The 21,291-nt window shown below is 65.7% G+C and carries 14 protein-coding genes; 4 read left to right on the top strand and 10 right to left on the bottom strand.

Annotation, left to right across the window (positions count from 1 at the left end; translation table 11 throughout):
• Positions 1–63 precede the first annotated feature (63 nt).
• The 3 genes from ACOYYX_RS21810 to ACOYYX_RS21800 all read right to left on the bottom strand — a co-directional run bounded on the left by ACOYYX_RS21810 (position 64) and on the right by ACOYYX_RS21800 (position 2,200).
• Positions 64–1,086 carry a diacylglycerol/lipid kinase family protein gene (locus tag ACOYYX_RS21810; protein ID WP_422923662.1) on the bottom strand — a complete coding sequence of 341 codons (1,023 nt, stop codon included), beginning with the start codon at positions 1,084–1,086 and terminating at the stop codon, positions 64–66.
• A 153-nt stretch (positions 1,087–1,239) separates the two neighbouring features.
• Positions 1,240–1,512: a hypothetical protein gene (locus tag ACOYYX_RS21805; protein WP_422923660.1), complete on the bottom strand. Its 273-nt coding sequence runs from the start codon at positions 1,510–1,512 to the stop codon at positions 1,240–1,242.
• A 121-nt stretch (positions 1,513–1,633) separates the two neighbouring features.
• Entirely contained in the window at positions 1,634–2,200 is a 567-nt protein-coding gene (locus tag ACOYYX_RS21800; RefSeq protein WP_422923658.1) for a hypothetical protein, read from the bottom strand.
• 314 nt (positions 2,201–2,514) lie between these two features.
• On the opposite strand from ACOYYX_RS21800, the gene ACOYYX_RS21795 reads away from it, so the two are divergent.
• Together ACOYYX_RS21795 and ACOYYX_RS21790 are read left to right on the top strand one after the other, a co-directional pair.
• Positions 2,515–3,561 carry an isocitrate/isopropylmalate family dehydrogenase gene (locus ACOYYX_RS21795; protein ID WP_422923656.1) on the top strand — a complete coding sequence of 349 codons (1,047 nt, stop codon included), beginning with the start codon at positions 2,515–2,517 and terminating at the stop codon, positions 3,559–3,561.
• 91 nt (positions 3,562–3,652) lie between these two features.
• Positions 3,653–4,720 carry an ADP-ribosylglycohydrolase family protein gene (locus ACOYYX_RS21790; RefSeq protein ID WP_422923654.1) on the top strand — a complete coding sequence of 356 codons (1,068 nt, stop codon included), beginning with the start codon at positions 3,653–3,655 and terminating at the stop codon, positions 4,718–4,720.
• A gap of 225 nt (positions 4,721–4,945) precedes the next feature.
• Here the strand turns inward: ACOYYX_RS21790 and ACOYYX_RS21785 are convergent, their stop codons facing one another.
• The 7 genes from ACOYYX_RS21785 to ACOYYX_RS21755 all read right to left on the bottom strand — a co-directional run bounded on the left by ACOYYX_RS21785 (position 4,946) and on the right by ACOYYX_RS21755 (position 17,501).
• A complete protein-coding gene (locus ACOYYX_RS21785) occupies positions 4,946–6,427 on the bottom strand; it encodes an ABC transporter permease (RefSeq protein ID WP_422923652.1) in 1,482 nt (493 codons plus the stop codon).
• A gap of 62 nt (positions 6,428–6,489) precedes the next feature.
• Complete coding sequence (locus ACOYYX_RS21780; RefSeq protein ID WP_422923650.1) at positions 6,490–7,470, bottom strand: ABC transporter ATP-binding protein; 981 nt, start codon at positions 7,468–7,470, stop codon at positions 6,490–6,492.
• A gap of 22 nt (positions 7,471–7,492) precedes the next feature.
• Complete coding sequence (locus ACOYYX_RS21775; protein ID WP_422923648.1) at positions 7,493–9,214, bottom strand: hypothetical protein; 1,722 nt, start codon at positions 9,212–9,214, stop codon at positions 7,493–7,495.
• A 512-nt stretch (positions 9,215–9,726) separates the two neighbouring features.
• Complete coding sequence (locus ACOYYX_RS21770; RefSeq protein WP_422923646.1) at positions 9,727–11,262, bottom strand: di-heme oxidoredictase family protein; 1,536 nt, start codon at positions 11,260–11,262, stop codon at positions 9,727–9,729.
• Positions 11,263–11,623: 361 nt separating this feature from the next.
• The gene (locus tag ACOYYX_RS21765; RefSeq protein WP_422923644.1) at positions 11,624–13,027 is read right to left on the bottom strand and encodes a DUF1501 domain-containing protein; all 1,404 of its coding nucleotides are present in this window, start codon (positions 13,025–13,027) and stop codon (positions 11,624–11,626) included.
• Between the two features lie 219 nt (positions 13,028–13,246).
• Positions 13,247–16,612 carry a protein kinase domain-containing protein gene (locus tag ACOYYX_RS21760; protein WP_422923643.1) on the bottom strand — a complete coding sequence of 1,122 codons (3,366 nt, stop codon included), beginning with the start codon at positions 16,610–16,612 and terminating at the stop codon, positions 13,247–13,249.
• A gap of 148 nt (positions 16,613–16,760) precedes the next feature.
• A complete protein-coding gene (locus ACOYYX_RS21755; protein WP_422923641.1) occupies positions 16,761–17,501 on the bottom strand; it encodes an RNA polymerase sigma factor in 741 nt (246 codons plus the stop codon).
• A 365-nt stretch (positions 17,502–17,866) separates the two neighbouring features.
• Between ACOYYX_RS21755 and ACOYYX_RS21750 the strand changes: the two genes are divergently transcribed.
• Complete coding sequence (locus ACOYYX_RS21750) at positions 17,867–19,834, top strand: tetratricopeptide repeat protein (RefSeq protein ID WP_422923639.1); 1,968 nt, start codon at positions 17,867–17,869, stop codon at positions 19,832–19,834.
• A gap of 273 nt (positions 19,835–20,107) precedes the next feature.
• The gene (locus tag ACOYYX_RS21745; RefSeq protein ID WP_422931652.1) at positions 20,108–21,127 is read left to right on the top strand and encodes a nucleoside hydrolase; all 1,020 of its coding nucleotides are present in this window, start codon (positions 20,108–20,110) and stop codon (positions 21,125–21,127) included.
• Positions 21,128–21,291 lie beyond the last annotated feature (164 nt).

Below are 21,291 nucleotides of genomic sequence, written 5' to 3'. Positions count from 1 at the left end.
TCGTGCCGGGGTTCGCGGTCGGGGAAAGATTCCGTCCGGCCTGAAGCCGCGAGGTTCGAGCCGTCAGGCGCAGGGGACGAGGACGTCGATGGCGTCCGGCAGGACCTCGACGGTCCAGTCCCCCTCGGCCGTGGCGTCCGAGGCGATGTAGCCGCCAGGGTCGCCGTCGAGCTGGACGGGGACGGACTCGGCCGAGGAGATCGTGACGCGGCGGACCTTGCGATGGTAGATGCCGGGGCGGTGGAGGTGGATCCCCCGGGCGACCAACCAAAGATAGCGTAAGGAACGGAGCGGCCCCGCGTCTCGGAAGACGACGAGGTCGAGCCAGCCGTCGTCCCCCTTCGCCGTCGGGGCGAAGGGGAGCCCCAGGGCGTAGCGGGGGAGGTTGAACAGGAAGGCGGTGGCCCCGACCAGGGTCTCCTCGGCGCCGGGGTCGGCGATGTTGAGGGTCAGGGTCGGGAAGCGGTACTGGAAGCTCGAGCGGAGCACCGGCTCGACGTAGGCACTCCGGTTCGTCGGGCGGGGGATGCCGGTCCGGCCGACTCGTCCCTGGTGGTGCCGCGTGACGACGTCGGCGTCGAATCCGATCCCGGCCATGAGCGTGAACCGTCGCGAGTCGGCATCGCCGAGGTCCATCCGCGAAACACGCCCCGCGGCGATGGTGGCGGCGAGCTGCGCGGGGTCTCGGCTCAGTCCGAAGTGCCGGGCGAAGAGATTCTCGGTCCCCGAGGGCAGGACGGTGATCGGCACGGACGGCCGCTCGTTGACGAGCGCGGCGACGGTCCCGTCGCCGCCGGCGGCGACCAGGCAGCGGCAATTCGATCCGAGCCTCGACTGGGCCACGAGAGTCGCGCGCTCTTCCAGGGTCCAGGCCACCTTGGAGGCCAGGCCGCGTTGCTGGAGCTCTCCGACGAGCCGCTCGACCCGCTTGCGGCTGCTGCCTCGCCCCGACCCGGCATTCGCCGCGATCCCCACCCATTGGCCCTGAGGATCGGTCCGGCTACCACTCCCCGAGGTGCTGGTCGTGTGAGAGACGATTTTCTCTTCCGGGATCGCGCCCGAGCCTTGCCAGTAGCCTTCGGTCATCTCGTGGCGCTCTCCTGCTCTCGGGGATGTCGTACCACCTCCGTGCGGTGAATAGCAACCTGCATGCTAGCATCTGACTGCGTGACGGTCAATCCGGGGGCGCCGGCTGCGACCGCTTCGCTCGGATTGTTAATTTGAGGGACCGAGGAGGATTTATGTAGGCAGTTGGAAGAGCACGGAGAGCATGGAAAGGATCACGGCAATTAACCACGTGACCCAGGCGTCAACTCTCGCCTTTCCAACGATGGTCGCGTGGAGGAGCGACATGAAGATCAGGCCGAGACCGACCGCATAAACCATCATCTCGAAGATTGCGAATCCACCCTCTTCGATCCGCCCGGGAAGGGGGTCGAACATGATGGCGAAATGAGCGCAGGCCCCGAAGCCGAGGAATGCCAGACCGAGGACCCAGAGGCGTATGCGCATCTTTGAGATTGTTGGAGTTGGCGGATCGTGGTTCGCGGGGCTTCGCGCAAGAAAAAGCCCCCGATGGACGAGGGCTCGAGGTTCACGTTATCGGCGAGGCGGGGGCAAATCCCTGGCGATCTCAGTGGGCGAGGGCCGTGGGGCGTACGCGCCTGGTGCCCGAGGCCGGGCCGCCGACGAGCTCGCGGTTCTGCTGGAGGAGCTGTTTGAACTCCTTGCGCAGGTTCTGTAGGTCGTTGAGGAGCTTGGTGTTCTCCTCGTCGAGTTTCTTGACCGAGGCCACCGCCGCATCTTTCGCGGCGCTCTCGGCGTCCTTCTGGGCCTTGCGATTGTCTCGGGCGTTATTCGCCGCCTCGACGGCCGAGTGGAGCATCTCCACCTGGTTGGCGACGGCGGTCTGGATCTGGATCATCTCGGCCTTGCCTCGCTCGACCTCGGCGATCTTGGATCGGAGCAAGGTCTGGTCGTCGAGGGCCGACATCTGGGTCAGGGCGATCTGATCCTGGAGTTCCTGGATCTTCGCCTGATTGGCCACGACCTGGGGCCCGAGGTCATTGAACTGCTTCTCGAGCTTCGCCACGGCCTGAGTCCATTCGGTATTCAGGTTGGCGACGGCCGAGACCAGGATGATCCAGACGGGCAGGACCAAGAGGAACAAGACGATGAGGACTTTCCCGGCGGTAGACATCGAACCTCTCCTGCCTGCATGCGGGAAATTCGTTAAATCGTTTCGAGCTGCGTCGGCGAGTTGGTGTCGCGGTTGGGAAAGGGCTTTACCCTCAGCGCACCGGCGCAGGATATCTCAATATAACCTGCGTTCTCTTAAGTCGCCAAGCGCATGGATCAAGGTCGTTTGGGGAATTTTGGCGATCCTGGGAATTGTGCCGCGTTTGACGATGTTTGGACCGGCTTCCTACAATCGAAGTGCCCGCCCCGTCTGATCCCGAAGGCCTAGCTGATTTGGGCCCGAGGCGGATCAAACCCGTAAGGACTTTCTCGCCCATGCGTCCGACGTATCAGGTCACCGAGTTGCTGGGTGATGGAATCGGCCCCGAACTCTCGCGCGCCGTGCACAGGCTCTGCGAGGCGCTTCCGATCCACCTCGATTTCCTCCCGGTCGATCTGACCCTCGAGAACCGCCGCGCCCGCGGGATGAAGATCTACGACGAGACCGTCGAGGCCATCACCGCGACCCGCGTGGCCCTCAAGCACCCGACCATCACCGCCGAGGAGAGCCCGAACGCCATCCTCAGGCGACGCCTCGACCTCTCCGTGATCCACCGCCCGGTCTATACTATTCCCGGCGTCCCCACCAACTTCCGCCGTGAGCTGGACCTGGACATCGTCCGGATCGCCACCGGCGGCACGTACGACGACCCCGGCCGTCCGATCGGCGAGGATGGCGCGGTGAGCCTCCGGATCGTCGAGCGGCGTCCCGTGCTCGAGGCCGCCCGCTATGCGTTCAGCCTCGCCCGACGGACGGGGAACAAGCGGGTCACGAGTGCCTCGAAATACACGATCCAGCGGGCGACCGACGGCCTCTTCGAGAAGGTCGTCAAGGAAGTCGCCGGGCAGTTCCCCGAGGTCCCGCACAACGTCGAACTCTTCGACGCGCTCCTCGGCAAGGTCATCATGGCCCCCGAGCGGTTCCAGATCGTGCTCGTGCTCAATGAGTACGGCGACTTCTTATCGGACATGGCCTGCGGCCTGGCCGGGTCGCTCGGCATCGGCGCGAGCGCGAACCTCGCGTTCGACCCGGCCGCCGTGGTGAAGGTCGCCCTCTTCGACGCCGCGCACGGCACTGCGCCCGACATCGCGGGAAAAAACCTGGCGAACCCCTCGGCGATCTTCCTGGCCCTCTCGCTCCTGCTCTACCAGATCGGCGAGACCGACCTCGGCCGGATCGTCAGGACCGCGACGCTGGACCTCCTCCGCGAAGGCACGCGGACCAAGGATCTCGGCGGCCAGGAGTCGACCGACAGCTTCACCGCCGCCGTCGCCGCCGAGGTCGCCCGTCGTGCCACCCCGGTGACCCCTGCCGGCCCCTGAGCGGGCGAACCCGAAGTCGCGGTGGCGTAGTCCTGATGGATGACGTCACCGCAGCCTCTTCGGCTCGTTAGCCTTCGCTCGGAGGACCCACATGGACGCACCTCGCAGGATCGGCCCATCGCGAGACAAGGTGCGAGGCATGATGGTGGGCGTCGGCATCGGCGACGCCCTGGGGATGCCGGTCGAGGGATACTCGGCCCAGCGGATCAGGCGGGACCATCCCGAGGGCATACGCACCTACCTGAGCGGCGACGGGCACAAGCTCTGGCACGGCACCCCTCGAGGGACGACGACCGACGACACGGCCTTCACCAAGGTCGTGATGCGCTCACTGATCGAGGCCGGCGGCCTCGACATTGACAGCCAGGCCGCATATCACGTCGCCGCCCGCGGCATGCCCGGCGGGATGGGCAGGAACACCAAAGAGGCGCTCGACCGCCTCGCGGTCGGGATCTCCTGGCGTGAGAGTGGCAAGGTGGGGTTGGAGAACCGCGGGGCCGGCAATGGCGTCGTGATGAAGATGGCGCCGATCGCGGCCCTCATGGCCGTAGACCCATCGAGAATCAGCAACCGGGCGATCGTCGAGTTCTCGGCGATGACGCACTATTCCCGGATCTCCGCCCGGGCGAGCGTCGTCCACGCCTCGGTATTGCGCGAATGCCTCTCCCGAACGCCCTTCGATCTGTTGGGATCGGCTGATGCGTACTCGCCCATGCGAGATCTCGTCGACCTGGCGTCACGGCTGAGTCGACTCGATCAACTCGCGGGCAATTCGTCAGAGGCGTATGCCATCGACCACCTTGATATCGGCGACAAAGATATCTCCATGCCCTTGCGGGACCTGCGGCTCGTCCTCGACGACGGGATGGATGGCGAAGCTGTCGCCCGAAGGTTCCACGACGGCAATGGCTTCCTCGTCTACTACAACTTGCCGTTCGCGTACGCGCACTTCCTCATCGATCCTTATTCGATCGAGACCCTCTACCGCGTGGTTGGCGCCGGCGGCGACACCGATTCCAACGCGAGCGTCGTCGGCGGGATGCTCGGGGCGTTGCACGGCCTCGGATTCTTCCAGGATCACCTGAAGGACGGGCTCCGGGATTATGCGGAGCTCATCGAACTGGCCGACGGCTTCTGCGAGAGGTTCGGGGTCGATTGAAACCGGTTTCGCGGTTGACCATTTCCAGGGGAATGCCTACCATTCCTTCGCTCGCCTCCTCCTGGAGCGGGCCTAGCTCTCTGGCCTCGGCGCCCACCTTGGGAGAGGTGGTCGCCGAGGCTTTTTTCGTTCGAAGTGTCGAGGATCGGGAGCAGTCGTGGGGAGTCGCCTTATGGCCTCCACCGCAAGGAGGCCCGGGCGTAAAGGTGGCAGCCACTGGAGGGTTCACGCCGGTGAATCGATGATCCCGGCAAGATTCGACCGGCTTTCGATCTGGGCGCGGACCGGGTCCTGCACGATGTCACGAATCCCTCGCCAGAGCGCACCCATGTTCGCCCCGATCGCGACGACCGCGATGACCACGACGCAGGAAACGGCATCGACGGAGCCGAGATCGGCATCGGCGATCGAACGTAGCGTCATCACCGGATTGACCACATCGAAGAGTTGTGGGGTGTCCATTCGGGACAGGAAGTGGATCACTTCGGCCACGACGATCAAAAGCAGATTGGCCAGGGCCAGGAGCGCAAGTACCTGATAAGAATAGGTTTGCTGGGACATGCGCCGCAGCAGTCGTCCGAGAAGCGTGCCCGCTCCGAGATAGATCACCGAATAGGCCGCCAGGGCGATCGCATACCGTGTGGCTAGCGGATCGTCCAATAGGTCGCTCATCGTAAACCAGGGGAGCAGGGCCGTCATAAAAATGGCGAGTAGTACCAGCGATGTGAGGGCATAAAGCAGCCCACGCGCCGCACCCGGCAGGAAGGGCGCCCACAGCACCCTCAGCAGGCGCGAGCGCGGCAGGCCGCGGCTCACTCGCCGCGAGAGGGAGTCGGGCGAGCCGACGAACAATAGCCCCACGGCCGTGATCTGCATCGCTGTCGTCGTCAAGATGGCGGTCAACGTGCTGGAAATCATGGGCGGCCGCTGGCGCACGACGAGGAATGTGATCAAGCCGATCCAGGTAAAGAGCCACTGCGCGCCCGTGGCCAACCGGATGCCCGTGCTGCGATTATCGGAATCGAAGGTGAGCTGCGCGATGGCCGCCTGCTCGCAGATATATCCGGTCGAAAGGCCGAGGAAGACGACCAGGACGAGCCCCCACCACGTATCCGCCTCGTCGAATCGGAGGCCGTTGCCGACCCCGGCCGCGGTCATGAAGCCGAAAAAGGTCATCATCCCCCCGGCGGCCATCGCGATCACGAAGAGCGACGAGAGGGTCTGGAAGGTCACATTGCGGGCCTGGGTGCCGATCGCCAGGGCGATCAGGGAGAAGCAGAGCGCGGTGATCAGGAGCATGACCAGCGAGAAGGTCACGTGGACGATATCGAAGCCCGGCAGGAGCGCCGTGAATGCGATGAAGGGGGCGATCGCGCAGTAATAAACCAGCACCTGCACTATCGCGCTCAGGGTCTTGCCGCGGACGATCTGCGCGGGCGAAAGTGCCGTGATTTGCAGCAGTTCGAGCGTCGTCTCGGTGCGCTCCTCGACGATGCTGCGGAAGGTCGAGAAGGGGACGATGACCAGCGTCGCCACGCAGAGGGCGAACAGGAATCCCGCATAGAACAAGACGGCCGAAGACCCGTAGTCGATCGAATCGCCCAGGAACGACACGCCGAAAATCGAGGCGGACCACGCCGCCAGGAGCAGGATCAGGAACGTGAGGGCGAACTGGCGGCTCTTGAGCGCCTGGCGCACCTCCTTCACGACGATCGGATTGAACCGGTCGCCCAGGTGCTCGAGCCGGGTGATGATCGTTGAGGACGCGCTCATTGCGTGATCCCCCTGGTGATGGCCATGAACGCATCCTCCAGGCTATCGACCCGGCCCCGGAAATCGACCACCTCGAGATCGGCCTTGATGAGCCGCCTGAGGATCGCCGCCAGCTCGGTTTCATCGCCGTTGAACTCGAACGTGGCGACCCGATCCTCGAGCTCGACGTTCCGCACGTAAGGCTCCTGGCGCAGGAGGTGCCCCAGCTTGTCGGCGTCGCGCAGCACGCGGACCGAGATTGCCGGTTTGTCGGCCCGCCCCTCCGAGGAATGCTGCGCCTGCATGATCTCCGTCATCGTGCCGCTGGCCAGGAGGCGCCCCGCCTCGATGATCGCGGCCGAGTCGCAGATCTCGCCTAGCTCGGTGAGGATGTGCGAGCTGATGAGCACCGTCTTGTGCTGCTCGACCGCCAGGACGTGGATGAGCCCCCGCAGCTCGATGCGGGCCCGGGGGTCGAGCCCGGCGGCCGGCTCGTCGAGTATCAGCACCGCGGGGTCATGGATCAACGTCCGCCCCAGGGCCAGTCGTTGCGACATCCCTTTGGAGAGGGTCTTGATCGACTTGTCCGCGAGCTTCCGCAGCTCGGTGAAGACCAGGACGCGCTCGACGGCGTCGCGCCGGGCGTCCCCCGAGAGCCCGTAGGCTCTCGCGAAAAAATCAACATATTCCACGACATCCATGTTCGCGTACTTGCCGATGCTATCCGGCATGAAGCCGACGATGCGGCGGACCTTGTCCGGGTCGTCGATGACCGAATAGCCATGGATGAAGACCTCTCCCTCCGTCGGGATGTCGAGCGTGGCCAGGATCCGCATCGCGGTCGTCTTGCCCGCGCCGTTGGGGCCGATGAACCCCATGACCTGGCCCGGATAGACCTTGAGCGAGACGCCATCGACGGCCCGGAGCCGGCCGAAGTGCCGGTGCAGGTTGCGTAGCTCAATCGCTGGCGTGCCGCCATCGCCGTTTGATGTCGTCATGATCGTCTATGTGTCGTTTATATTAATAGGAGCCGAGCAGGAGGTGATATCCCGCCTGTTCGATAGTCGGCCCGACTCCCGTGTCGACCCCGGGGTTCTGGCGGAGGACCGCCAGGAAGGAACGCGGCGGGAGGCACGTCTTCTGGGCGGAAAGGTCCTGGGACCACGTTCGAATCTGCCGCTCCATCAGATTCGAATCGAAATGCGGATTGGGAAGGCCCGCCATCCCCGCGAAGAATCGCTGGCGACGATTGAGCAGCGGGGTGAAGGTGGGCGGGGTGAAATCGTCGGGAAGCTCGGGATGGTTCCGGCCCAGGAGCCGGACGAAGGCCGACCGATCCTTGACAGAGAGGTCGGACAGCGGCCCGGTTGCTTTGGGTTGGACATTCTGCGCCGACAGGAGCCGGCCCGAGGCGTCGGCCACGAGCACGGCCTCGAGCTCCCAGGGCAGTCCGTTGACGATGGCGAGGCCGCCGTCCGGTCCCGGCTTGATGTCGACGCGTGCTTTCTGCTCCGCATGGCTCACGGTCAAGAACTGCGTCCGCGTCCGTGACATCAGCCAGCCCGAGGTCAGGGCCTGGTTCTCGGTCCAGTCGACCGCGAAGATGCCCGGCGCGGTCGTAGGTGGGAAGACGGGATAGACGGCCGTGTCCCTGGAAAACTGCATGCCGCGTGCGGGGGCCAACCCTGCGAAGAGGGACAGACGCGCGAACGTGACCGCCGAACGGCTCTCCTGGTCGAGCACCGTCAGGCTTCGGATCCGCGACCGGATGCTGAACCCATGCGCGGCGACCGAATAACTCACGAGAAGCACGCTCGTCACGAGTGCCGTGGCCGGCACCGTCACGAGGAGCATCCACAACAACCGCTTGCGCCTGAGGTAGAAATAATTCACGGGCCCGATCAGGGCCGCGAAGGCGGTGATCAGGACCATGAAGCCGTAGACGGGAACCCCGTGGATGTTGGGATTCATGAAGTTGTAAAATTCTTCGGTTCCCACGTCGGGCGCAACGCCATACCGTTGTAACCATGAAGAGCGAGGTGGGGCGACGCTCCCCAAAAACAGGGACCAGCTATCGGACGAGTCGGGCCATTGACCGGGAAACGCGCAAACCAATCCAAGCATGAGTTCATGCGAGGCGAAGAGTGCTGACGAATCTCGCCCCCCCGTTTTCGCCCAGCCCGGACCTCCCGCCTTCTTGCTGTTCAATCCGAGCAAGCGCTCGAGGGTCTCGAGGTCCCCGGGGGATGCGCCTGCGTGGTGGACGATCAGGTTTCCGCCGCTATGGACCCATTTCAGGAGAGCCGATCGCACCGGCGGCTTGAGGCCCGCGAGGTCGTCGCGCGAGATGGCGACGAAATCGAGCCCGCTAAAATCAATCCAGGACTCGGGCAGGCTCTCCGGCGGGACGACTTCAGTGATGACGGACGCATCCGACGTATTCTGAATGCTGAAGCCATTCGATTTGCGCGGGCCGCCGCCGACCGCTGTGATGTAATCCGTGCAATCCTCTGGCCGGGATGAGACCACGAGCATGGCAGGTGACGTGTCCACGCCAAACGACGCCGCGCCGCCGACCACGCGCACGTGCGATGACAGTTCGCCTCGTCGATCGTAGACGCGAAGGACTCCCTGCCGGAACGCCGCGAGCGGGATGGAAAGCGTGAAACGGACCGTCTCGCCATCACCCACAGCGACAACACGCCTGACCGTCGCCCCGCGCGTCTGGTCGGATGAAGTCACCTCGAATAACAACGATCGCGCGCCCGCCTGATTCGAGACCTCCACCCGCACAGGAAGGTATCCGCCGACAACGCCTCCCGCCCAGCGTGAGTCAGTTCGAATCAAGAGATCCTCGCCGGCGGTCGTTCGCTCCTCGCCGGAGGCGAAAGCCGAGGGAGGCGTGGCCTGCATGAAGGCAAGAACGACAAATGCCCATAAGAACGATGCGCAGGGCCGACGAAAGGCAGAAGAAGAAACTCCCCACTCACCAAGGAGCGAGATTCGCCCACTCGATTGGCCCATCAGCCGTTCTCCTGGCCGCGGCGATACCATGCCCGGCGATTGATTGAATCCCAAAATCCACCGGCACGAGATCATCAGAATGCTGACCCGTCAGAGTCCCGACGTGCGTGACATCGTAGAGACGGAGCTCTCTCGGCACCGGACCGGTAGTCGCCAGCGTCCGATCCATCAGGATCGCGGCGACTACCGCCCAGCCGATAGGCCGAGGATCTTCCTCCTGGCTCTCCGAATTAGCGACCCGAGTCACTCGCAATCGGAGTGATGGGGAACAGACTGGCGGCGATGCTCGTGATGTTGAGCCCGGCCGAGCTCCCCAGGGCAACGCGAGGGGCCGAACTGTTCGGCATCCGGCGCGTCATCATTTCGCCCTTCTCGCCGACTTGCGGGGCTCGAAGCGTGTTGAGGAACGCAACCAGTTCCTCCTGCTGAACTTCGGAGAGGCCCGCGAAGCGAGTCGCAGAATGCGCCGCCTGGCCGGCGTGCAGCTTGATGGCCTCGGCAAGGGTGGCGGCCCGGCCGTCGTGAAGATAGGGTGCCGAATCCGCGACGCCCCAGAGCGGCGGCGTGCGCCATTCGCTGGCGGACGTCATCGAGCTACCGTCGAATTCCTCCGGCGTGGACGGCTCTTCCCCATAGAATCCGCCGCCGCCGAGTCCCTCGCCCATCTCGTGCAGAAGTAGATCGCTGTAGATCCCTTGGGCCTCGGCCAGATCCTGAGTGTGGCAGTTGTTGCAGCCGATTTGCTTGAAGTGTTTCTTGCCCGCGGCGGCGCGGTCGGCCTCGGCCGGGGAGGAGGGGGTCACTTCTCGAGGCAGCGGCAGCGACGCAATATAGGCCGCGATCTGTTCGCATTGCAGGTCGGTGAGGTCGAGCCCTGGCGGACGATACCCGGGTTGCGACAGAGATGCCGGCTGGGCCTGCAGGGGATTGCCGAGTCCCAACTCGTTGGCGCATGCGACCTTCACGAACTCGGATAGGCTGCCGACGTTCCCCTTCCATCCGAATTTCCCGACGCGATTGCGGGACAACTTCGCGGCACGCCCGGCGGGATTCCCTCCGCCATTGATAGCCAACAGGCCAACCTGAAGGCGCTGATTGCGCTCGTTGGCCAGAATCGCCGCGTCAGGGATCGCGTCGATGACGCTCGCACCGAAGAGGGCCGGTGTGTTGCGCTGGCCGATGTCGGTGTCAGGGATGGCGGCGGTCTGTACGATCTGGACGCCGGTCGTCGGATTGGTGGGCTTGGGTAGAAGCTCCTGGATGTCAGCCAGCGTCGGCCGGCTCTTGTTCGGGAACTTCGGCGAGATGTTCTGCAGCGTTTCCTGTGAGGCCGCGTCGATCGCGAAGTGATGGATCACCCCGCGGCTGGCACCCACGCCGGCCTTCGGTGCTTTGGTGAAGACTGTGACGTTATGCTCCAGCCCACCGCTCCCTCCGACTCCCCCCTGCTTATGGCAGGCGACGCAAGAGGAGGCATTGAAGACAGGCCCCAGACCGTCGCCGCGGGCGGCCAGCGGATCGCCGGGCGTCCACTCGTGGAGGAAGAGGTCGCGTCCAGCTTGCGACGCCTGGGCATCGGTTTTCGGTCGCCCCTCATACCGCAACAACCAGCCGGTTGCCCGATATCCGACGGGTACTATCACTGCCAGCAGCCCCACCCAGCATAGCGTCCCACATAACCGTTTCATGATGTGGTCTCTCTCAGGATCGTCCCGATGAAGCCCCGTTTCGCTGAAAGCAGGCGGACGTCGGCGTACCGACGACATCAGACACAACGTAGGCGACGCCTTGGCGGATCATCGGATATCGGCCGAACGACTTTCCGCAGTGACCCTATGCGATTCCTTCCGAGTCGACTGAACGTCGCAGAGTGGCTCGACTGGGTTTCGACAAATGTCAGAATAGTCGCGGCTCAACTAAATTGCAAGGAGTGCGGGTCGGACAAATATGATTCGTTCCACGGGCTCAAATATTCGACCGACCGGTTATAGCGGTCGAGGTGATCGCCGAGGCTTTTTGCATTCGAAATGACGAGGCTCGGGCTGGCGTGGGGAGTCGTCCCATGCCTTCGGCCCGAGCCAACATACGCCTGCGATCGCAGGGGGATCTCGCTTGCGTCGCGGCGGATCAGAAGAGTTCGGAGATGGCGCGTCCGCCCTCGACGACGATGGGGGTGGGGCGTCCCTGGGCGCTGACCCACTGGGCTTCGGGGTCGATGCCGAGGTGGGTGAAGACGGTCGCGGCGAGGTCTTGCGGAGTCACCTTGCGCTCGAGGACCGAGTCCCCCTTGCGGTCGGTCGCGCCGATGACCTGCCCATGCCGGAGGCCACCCCCGGCGAGGACCATCGACATGACGTTGGCCCAGTGCTCGCGGCCGGCTTCGGGGTTGATCGTCGGGGAGCGCCCGAACTCTCCCATCATGATGATCAGGGTCTGGTCGAGGAGGCCGCGGGCCTCGAGGTCGAGGACCAACGTGCTGAGGGCCTGATCCACCTGAGGCAGGAGGGGTTTCAGCCCTTTCTCGATCCCCTTCCAGATGACGTTGTCGCCGTGGTGGTCGAAGTACCCCCAGGCGCCGCTGACGAGGACGTACGTCACGCCCGCCTCGACCAATCGCCTGGCGAGCAGGGCCTTGGTCCCCAGGCTGTCGCGACCGTAGGCGTCGCGGAGGCGGGGGTCTTCCTTGTCCAGCTCGAACGCCTTCTGGGCCTTGCCCGAGCGGACCATGTCGAGCGCCTGTTGGGTGTAGCGGTCGACGAGCTGCATGTTGGCGCCGGCGTCGATGTCGGATCGGAGCCGGTCGAACTGCTGGCGGAGGGAGTCGCGGCTCGAGAGCCGGTCGAGGGTCACCCCTTTGGGCATCGTAAACCGGCCGGCGAGCTCGCTCCCCTTGACCGGTTCGAACGCCGATCCCATGTGCCCCGCACCCCAGACGTCGGAGACCCACGTCTCCGCCAGGCCGACATAAGGGGGCATCCCCGGGTCGTTCGGCCCCCGGAATTTGGCGGCGATCGAGCCCATCGACGGATACCCGCCGCCGTCTCGGCCGTCGTCCGTGCGCCTGGCGAGCGGATTCCCTGCCTGGAGCGTGATGGGCGTATGGTTGCTGGCCGAGCAGTCCATCGAGCGGATGACCGTCAGCTTGTCCATGATCGCGGCCTGCCTGGGCAGGTGCTCGCAGAACCGGACTCCCGGCACCTTCGTCGCGATCGTGCCGAAGGGCCCTCGGATCTCCGAAGGCGCATCCGGCTTGGGATCCCACATATCGATGTGGCTCGGCCCGCCGGATAACCAGAAGAGGATCACCGACTTGGGCGGCCGGGCAGGGGATGCCGTCTGGGCCCGAGCCTGGGCCTGGAGCCCGAGCAACTGCGCGGCGGAGAGCCCGGCGATCCCCGAGAGTCCTGCCCTGAGGAACCACCTTCGCGAGGTCGAGCCCGCCCGGATGAGGTCGAAAGCCGGCGGCTGCCAGCTCGAAGCCCCCCGCAGATGGCTCTCGACATGCGGCAATCGATCCGGTCGCTGTCCCACGGTCACCTCCCGCCACGAGGCGCAGGATGTTCGCCCTGGCTGGGGATCGACCGGTACCGCCTTCCCAGGTTTTCAGGAAGGCCGACCCGCCCGGATCCCCTTGCATCGTTGGGGAGAGGATACCCTCTGGTGGATATTTTTCCAACAATTCTTCAATGAGGTTCGTTGAGTCGTAATTCGTTGACGTGACTTGGCTTTCCAACGCGACCCGCCACGGGTTCAGAACCGCGAGGGGGGCAGGGTCAGGTGGGCGCGGTTCCTGGCCCGCTTCTTCAATTCATCGACTTGCGACCAGAGTTGTCGGCATTCTTCGCGTTCGGCCTCGGGGAGCGCGGCAAGGGCCGACTCGTCGCGGATGCCGGCGAGGTCGGGGACGACCTGCCAACGGCCCAGGCGCTTGGGGACCAGGGCCTGGTCGTCCTGGGGAGCTCCGTCGAGCCACTTGTCATACGAGGCGAGTTCCGCCTTGAGCCACTCGCGGGCCTTGCGGCGCCACTCCTTGCAACCTCCCTTGTCGTCCGGGTTTGCATCCTTTCCTTTGCTGCAGCCGGCGAGGGCTGCGGCGCAGGCGGCGTTGTAGCGACATTCCGACTTGCAGTCTTCCGCGAGCTTGGGCTCCCACGCGAAGGCCTCGCTCCAGAGCTTGGCCGAGGCCTCGTCCAGCTTCTTGCTTCGGCAGAGCCTGGCCAGTTCGGCCGACTCCTCGGCGCTGGTGGGCTTCTCCTTGCCGCAGAGGAAGTCGGGCAGCTTGCCATCCAGGGCCACGAATCGCTTGGCCTCGCGGACCTGGACGTCGGGCAAGTGCTTGGCGTACTTGCTCATGCTGCGATAGGGGATTTCCTGGAATTTGTCGAGGGCGGCGTCGAGCTTCCCCTCCACGAGCAGGGCCTTCCCGAGGCTCAGGTAGGCATCGCCGAGCTTCGGATCGAGCCGGATTGCCTCGCGGAAGGAGGCAGCCGCCTCGGCCGTCCGTCCCGTCTCGAGCAGGGCCTTGCCGAGCAACTCGTGGTTCTTGGGGTTCTTCGGTTTGATCCGGATGGCCTCCTGGAACTCGGAGACGGCCATCTCGCACTCGCCGCGTAACATCAGGACCTGGCCGATCTGCGAGGCGACCACGCACTCTTGCGGCCGGAGTTCCTTGGCCTCGCGGAAGATCTCCTTGGCCTTGATCGGCTGGCCCAGTTCGATCCAGGCGGCGCCGAGGCTGACCCGCGCGGAGACGTTATCGGGCTGCATCTCGATCGTACGCTGCAGGATGGCGGCGGCTTCCTCCACCTGCCCGTTGCCGTGGAGCACCAGGCCCAGGTTATGAAGCGCGAAGCCGCTCCTGGGCCGCACGGCCACGGCGTTCGAGAAGAAACGCACGGCCTCGGCGAAATTCCCGGAATGGATCAATTCTCGGCCGATCTGGCAGTTGATCCAGAATCCGTCGGGATGGACCCGCTGCGTCCTGCGGAGCAAATCCAGCGCAGTCTTGTTCTGCCCAAACGCCGAGAGGGCGAATGCCAGGGTGGATACGCTGGCTTCGGGGAGCCGATCCGTGTCGGCGGTCTCGGCGAGGCGGTCCAGGGTCTCCAGCACTTCCTCGTTGTTCTGGTGGCGGCTCTTGGAGTCGAGCGCCTCGCGAAGCCGGTTCCGCCAGGGGTCGGGATCCGCCAACTTGGCGATGGCGATGAGCCGGCGAGCTTCGGTGTGCTCCTGCAACTTGACGCGCCGGAGGAAGGTCCACTGGTCGAGGGCGCCGGCGATCTGGGTCGCGACCGGGCTAGAGGCGAGCCGACTCCCCGCCTCCTGCGGGTCGAGCTTCTCGACGTCAACGCCGTAGTCGCGGAAGGCCGTGGCATACTCCTCGTTGGCCCGCTCCGGGTCGAGGTGGACGCCGAGGTCGTTGTGGATCGTGGCGAAGCGCTCGACGATGTGCCGGTCGCGGACGATCAGGGTCGCCTCGTCGCGCTGGTGGCCCAGGGTCGTCAGGAGGTTCTCGACCCGCCCGCGCATCTCGGGGTTGCTCTCCCCCTCGACGAGCAGGGCCTCGGCCCGCTTGGCGGCCTCGATGGCGAGTTCCCATTCGGACAGGTCGCCCCCGACGTCCTGCCTCGCCTTGGCGCCGAGAGAGAGGGCCTCATCGTACGCACGGCTCACGACCTCGTTGGTCTTGGCGACCCTCCGGTTCCGGTCTCCGACAACCCAGGCCCAGGCACCTCCCCCGAGCAGTGCCGTGGCGAGCGTGGAGGCGGCCAGGGCGACGCTCAGGACGCGCCGCTTGCGCTCGCCGTGGGCTTTCGCCTCGGCCTTCGCCTGGGCAAGCTCGGCCGCGCGGAGCCGCTCGTCGACGCCCGTGATGTAGGCCGTGAGATCGGCCAGCACGACGCCCGCGTCGCGGAGCCGGTTTTTGGGGGCCGCCGCCAGGCAGGATCGGGCCAGGTCGACGAGCTCGGCCTCGGCCCCGCACGAGGCGAGGCGGGCGAAGGCGTCGTCGAGGTCGGCCCGCTCTGCCTTGCGGTAGAGTTCGGAGACCGTCTTCCCCGTGAAGGCGGGCTGGCCGGTGAGGATCTCGCAGAGGATCGAGCCCAGGCCGAAGACGTCGGCCCGCTCGTCGATGACGTCGAGGGCCCCCCGGGCCTGCTCGGGCGCCATGTAGGCCGGAGTGCCGAGCACCGAGCCCGCGTGAGACTCGCCGACGTCGGAACCGCTACGCACCGTGCGAATTGCCAGCGACTCGTCCTGGCTCCGGAGCGATCGCTCCTCGTCGGCCACGCCCCCCTGGTCGAGCACCTTGGCGAGTCCCCAGTCCATGACCTGGACCTCGCCGAAGTTCCCCACCATCACGTTGGAGGGCTTCAGGTCGCGGTGGATGACGCCTCGCGAGTGGGCATAGGCCAACGTCTGGCAGATCTGCTCGAAGATCGCCACGAAGCGGGGGCGGTCCTCCCCCGGATCCTTGCGAGACTCGAGTTGCGCGGCCAGCGTGCGCCCCACCACCATCTTCATCGCGATGTAGAACCGGCCGTCGGGGAAACGCCCCAACTCGTGGACCGGCACGATCCCGGGGTGCTGGAGCTGACCGCCGATCTGGGCTTCCTCGATGAATCGGCGCACCATATCCGGGTGGTCGCGATGCTTCTCCAGCAGGACCTTGATCGCCAGGTCGCGCCCGAGGTCGACGTCGCGCCCCTTGAGGATCACGCCGATGCCGCCGCGGGCGATCTCGCCGAGCAACTGGTACCGGCTCGACTCGCCGGTGAACTCGGGCATCTCCTCCGAGCCGGGTCGGACGGGCCGGGGGTCGTCGGCCGGGCCGTCGCGGAGCAGGACCCGAGGGGCAGGGCCGAGGCTCTCATCCAGGTTGTTCAGGACCCGGGACGGGGCGGCCGGGCCATGCACGTCGGAGAGCGTGTGCATGATCGCCGAATCCCTGGGGCGAGGCTGGGTCGCCGAGAGGCCCCCCTGGCCCTGGCGGATGTGCGTATAGGAAAGGTCGGCGCCCAGGCCGAGTTGGAGCAGGCACTGCGGGCAGAGGCCCGCCGGCGCATTGGCCACGAGCTTGGCGCCGCAGTCGGGACAGGTGTCGTCGTGCACCGTCATCGCTCACCCCGTCGAACCGGCCTTGCTTCACTCGAGGGCTGGAGGACGCCGTGGCGTCCTCGTTTCAGCCCTTGCGCAACACACAGCATCATTATTACTGAGGTTGGGAATACCAGCCGGGAGGTTACACCCGCGACCTTCGAATCGCTCAGGCCTCGAGTGCTGCGAAGAGGGCCCGGATCTCGTCGTCGACCTCATCGGGGTGGTCAACCGTCGCGGCGATCTCCTGCCGGAGGAGCATCCCGTAGCGCCTGCGGAGCCGATGCACGGCCACGCGGACGGCCCCCTCGCTGGAACCGAGCCTCGCGGCGATCGTCTCGTAGGGGACCGACTGCGGGCCTCGGGTCAGGACCACCCGGAGCTCCTCGAACGTCGCCGAGCGCCCGGCGTCGTCGTATTCGCGGTGCAGTTGGTCGAGGACGCGGCTCAACAGGGTCAGGGCCCAGCTCCGGTCGAAGATCCGTTCGGGGGTCAGTTCATGGGCGAGGTCGTGGGCGTATCGCCCCTCGGCGTCGCCGGCGTCGATGGAGAGCGGGGGCCGGCCTCCACCACGCTTCTGCGCCTGCTCCCGATCGCGATGGTCGGCGAGGTAGTGCCCGCAGACCCCCCTCAAAAAGGATCGGAACCGGCCGCGGTTGCGGTCGGCCTTGGCGAAGAGGTCGCGCTCCAGGATGTAGGCGAAGAAGTCCTGCGTCAGATCCTTCGCCTGCTCGGGCCCGTGCCCCTTCCGCCTGATGTAGGCATAGAGGGGATACCAATAGGCCGTGCAAATTCCGGCCACCGCCTCGTCGGCCCGGGAGCCGGCCATGTCGCCCGCCGCGACCACCCGACTCCAGCGCGTGGTCGGGAAGTGCGCCGGTGATGTTCGTTCGGGAGGTTCTGTCGGCAACGGCATCCCCTTCGCAAAGGGCCGGTCCTGCGCATCCAGCCGCGCAAGGCAGGCAAGCGACGCCTCCAAACCATTCTAGATCGGGCCCCTCGAGGCTTGCACGGAGAATTCCTATCGGAGTCCAATTCCTAAGTTGTTGGATGCGTGTCTGGGGCCGAGACAATCCGCGCCTCGCTCGCGACCCTAACCCGAGGCACGACCGCGTCGAACCCGCGAACGAGACGGCGCCGGCGATCCCTCAAGTCCGCCTCGAAGGGGCGCCGCATTCGGTCGACTCGGGGCCTCGTGCCGTCCGAAAACCTCTCTTGCCGAGGTGAGATGGCCAGACGATTCAAGCACCGCTCCCGCCCTGAGAGCTCGAATTTATGGAGACACGCCCGTTCGCCCGTTGCGTGAGTGCGGTCGTGACGATCGGCGTCGCCGCGACCCCCGCGCTCGCCCAGCGGCCCAACGACTATCATGCCGAGGGGGTTCGCCTCTACGAGGCCGGGCGATATCAGGAGGCGATCTCTTATTTCAACGTCTCGCTGGAGCGGAAACATCGCGACATCGAGGGGCACATCAAGCGAGGGAATAGCTACCTCAAGCTGAATCGGGCCGACCTCGCCCTGGCCGACTACAACAGCGTGATCCGGTTCAACCGGTTCTTCGCTCCCGCCTACATCGACCGCGGGATCGCGTGCATCATGCTGGGGCAGCTCGACGCGGCCGCCAATGACTTCAACTACGCACTCCAGCTTTACAACTCGCCGAGCTACACGTTCGACCCGGCCTCGTCGGCCTACTACGACAGCTCCTGGAACGTGCCGACGATCACCGAGCCGCTCAACTGGGATCCGAAGGGGACCCAGCGAGCCCTCGCCTACTCGGGGCTCGGCCAGGTCTATCATCGCTCAAGGCGCGATGCCGAAGCGGTCGAACAATACAACGCATCCCTGCGCCTGAACCCCAATGACACCAACACCCTTGCCGGGCGCGGGGATGCACTTCTCTCACTCGGGCAGGTCGACGAGGCCCTCGCCTGCTTCAACCAGGCGATCCAGCTCGCCCCGAACCATTCGCGGGCCTTCGCAAGCCGGGGCGAAGCCTTCTCCCGGATCGGGGAGACAGACCGGGCGCTCTCCGACTTCGACCTCGCCATTGCCCTCGACCCCGGCTCCACCCGAGCCCGACGCCTGCGGGCGTCCTTGCTCTCGGCGAACGGCCAGGGCGCTCGGGCCCTCGAAGACCTCGACGCGATCTTGCGAGTCGACCCGAAGGACGCCGGCACCCTGAAGGACAAGGGGGGCGTCCTCGTCCGCATGGGCAAGCCCGGACCGGCCCTCGAGTTCCTGGCCGAGTCGATCCGGCTCGATCCCTCGAGGGCCTCGGCCTACGTGAACCAGGGTGTTGCCCAGCGACTGCTCGGGGCCAACGACCTGGCCATCCTCTCCTTCGACGAGGCGATCCGCCTCGATCCCGGCCATGTCGGAGCCTGGACCGATCGGGGCCTCGCGCGGGCCGACCTCGGCCAGCTCGACGACGCCATCCGGGACTTCGGAGAGGCTATCCGCCTTAATCCCGAAAATGCAATCCCGCGAGTCGGCCGGGCTGAGGCTCTTGCGAGGCATGGCCGCCCGGGCGACGCCGTTCCCGATTACGAGACGGCCGCGCAACTTGCTCCCAAAGCTCCTTCACCCCTGATCGGCCTCGGGCATGCGCTCGACGCCCTTGGCCGACACGAACCGGCGATTGAGGCCTATAGCAAAGCCTTGCCGCTCGTCGGTCCCAACGAGTCCGCTACCCTCTATCGCGATATGGGCAACTCCCGTCGCATGCGACGCGATTGGTCAGGGGCCCTCGCCGACCTCGACAAATCACTCGAATTGCAGCCTCGGGATGCCGACGCACACGCCTTGCGAGGATGGACCCGCCTGATCGCCGATCGCGATGGCGGTGACGAGGATGCCCGCGCCTACCTTGACCTCCGCCGAGGCCACGACAAGTCCGCCCCCTACATGGCGATCCTCGGAGCCCTGGCATCTCGCCGGGCCCACCGCGACCAGGCCGCGTTGGCCTTCCTCGATGAGGGGATCGCCAACACCCCCTCGACCGCCTGGCCTGTCCCCATCCTCCACGCCCTCCGCAACGCCACGCCCCTCGAACGCCTGCTCGAAGCCAAGCTGAACCCCGGGCAGGACTCCGAGGCCCGCGCCTTCCTCACTCTCGACCGCATCGACTCCAACGACAAATCCACCTCGATCGCCGCCTTGCGCCAGGTCGTCGAGCATGGCAGCGGCAGCCCCGTGGCCCTCGACCTCGCCCGCGAAGCTCTGGCCAGGCTCGAGCGCTAATGAGCTCCTCGAGAATCAATATTACGTTTATCAACATGTAATGTTGATATTGGCTGCGTTTTCCGTAAGGGGCTCATGCCCGGATCGAGCGTCTTGCAAGTCGCGAGGATTCCGCGCATCCTGAATCCCGCCCCGCCTCCGAACGGCCCTGACGTGGCACTCCCGAGTCCTCGACGAAGGATACGTCGACGAGGCGTCATGGGTATCCGCATCGATATGAACGACGCACGACCATGAGGTGCCCCTTTGCGCTCCCTGATCCCAATACTGACGATTGCGTCGGCCATCGCGCTGATCGGCCCGACCGGCGGGGCGGCCTTCGCGGCGGCGCCCGTACCATTGATCTTCGACACGGATATCTGTGGAGATTGCGATGACGTGCTCGCGCTGGGGATGATCCACTCGATGGAGTCGCGCGGGGCCTGCCGGCTCCTGGCCGTCACCGTGACCGTCGACAACGAGAAGGTGGCGCCGTTCGTCGACCTCGTGAACACGTTCTATGGCCGTGGGAATGTCCCGATCGGCGTCGTGGGGCAGGGGGGCGTGAAGGAGGAGGGGAAGTACCTCAGCCTGGTCGACGCGAAGGACGGCGGGCAGCTCCGCTATCCCCGCAAGCTGAAGTCGGGCAAGGACGCGCTGGGCGCCGTGGCCGTGCTCCGCAAGGCGCTCGCGGCCGAGGCCGATGGCTCGGTGGTGATCGCCCAGGTCGGGTTCTCGACGAACCTGGTGAACCTGCTCGATTCGCCCCCGGATGACATCTCCCCGCTCGGCGGCTTGGAACTCGTCAAGCGCAAGGTGAATAAACTCTCCCTGATGGCCGGCGCCTTCCGGGCCATCGACGGGAACCCGCACTACATCGAGTACAACGTCTTCAAGGACATCCCGAGCGGCCGCAAGCTCTCCGAGCGTTGGCCGACCCCGATGGTCTGGAGCGGCTTCGAGATCGGGATCGCCCTGCCTTATCCGGCGGTGAGCATCGAGCGTGATTACGCCTACGTCGCCCACCACCCGCTCTCCGAGGCGTACATCCTCTACATCCCGCCGCCCCACAACCGGCCGACCTGGGACCTGACCAGCGTGCTTTACGCCGTCTATCCCGACCGCGGCTATTTCGACCTCTCCGAGCCCGGCAACGTCCTCGTCGAGGCCGACGGCTACAGCAAGTTCACGCCCGCGGCCAAAGGGCGCGATCGCTACCTCGTCCTCCGGCCCGAGCAGGCCCCCCGTGTCATCGAGGCCCTGGTGCAACTCTCCAGCCAGCCCCCGGATAAGGCCGAGCACCCGGCGAAGTAAGCTCCCTCTTCTTCGACACGAAACGATTCGTCGAAAGGACCCGGGTCGGCCCTCGCTCAAAGGAAGCAGGGGCGGGCCCGGGTCCGGCTCGTTCGGGAGCCGCGGGGCGGATCGTGGGAGGTAAAGCGGAGCTTCATTTAGGTCCAATGCAGATTCTCTAATTA

Origin of the sequence: Singulisphaera chitinilytica (assembly GCF_049331405.1) — a bacterium.
GTDB lineage: Bacteria > Planctomycetota > Planctomycetia > Isosphaerales > Isosphaeraceae > PoT.
The sequence above is the reverse complement of the archived record's forward strand: the minus strand, read 5'-3'. Positions and strand labels throughout refer to the sequence as shown.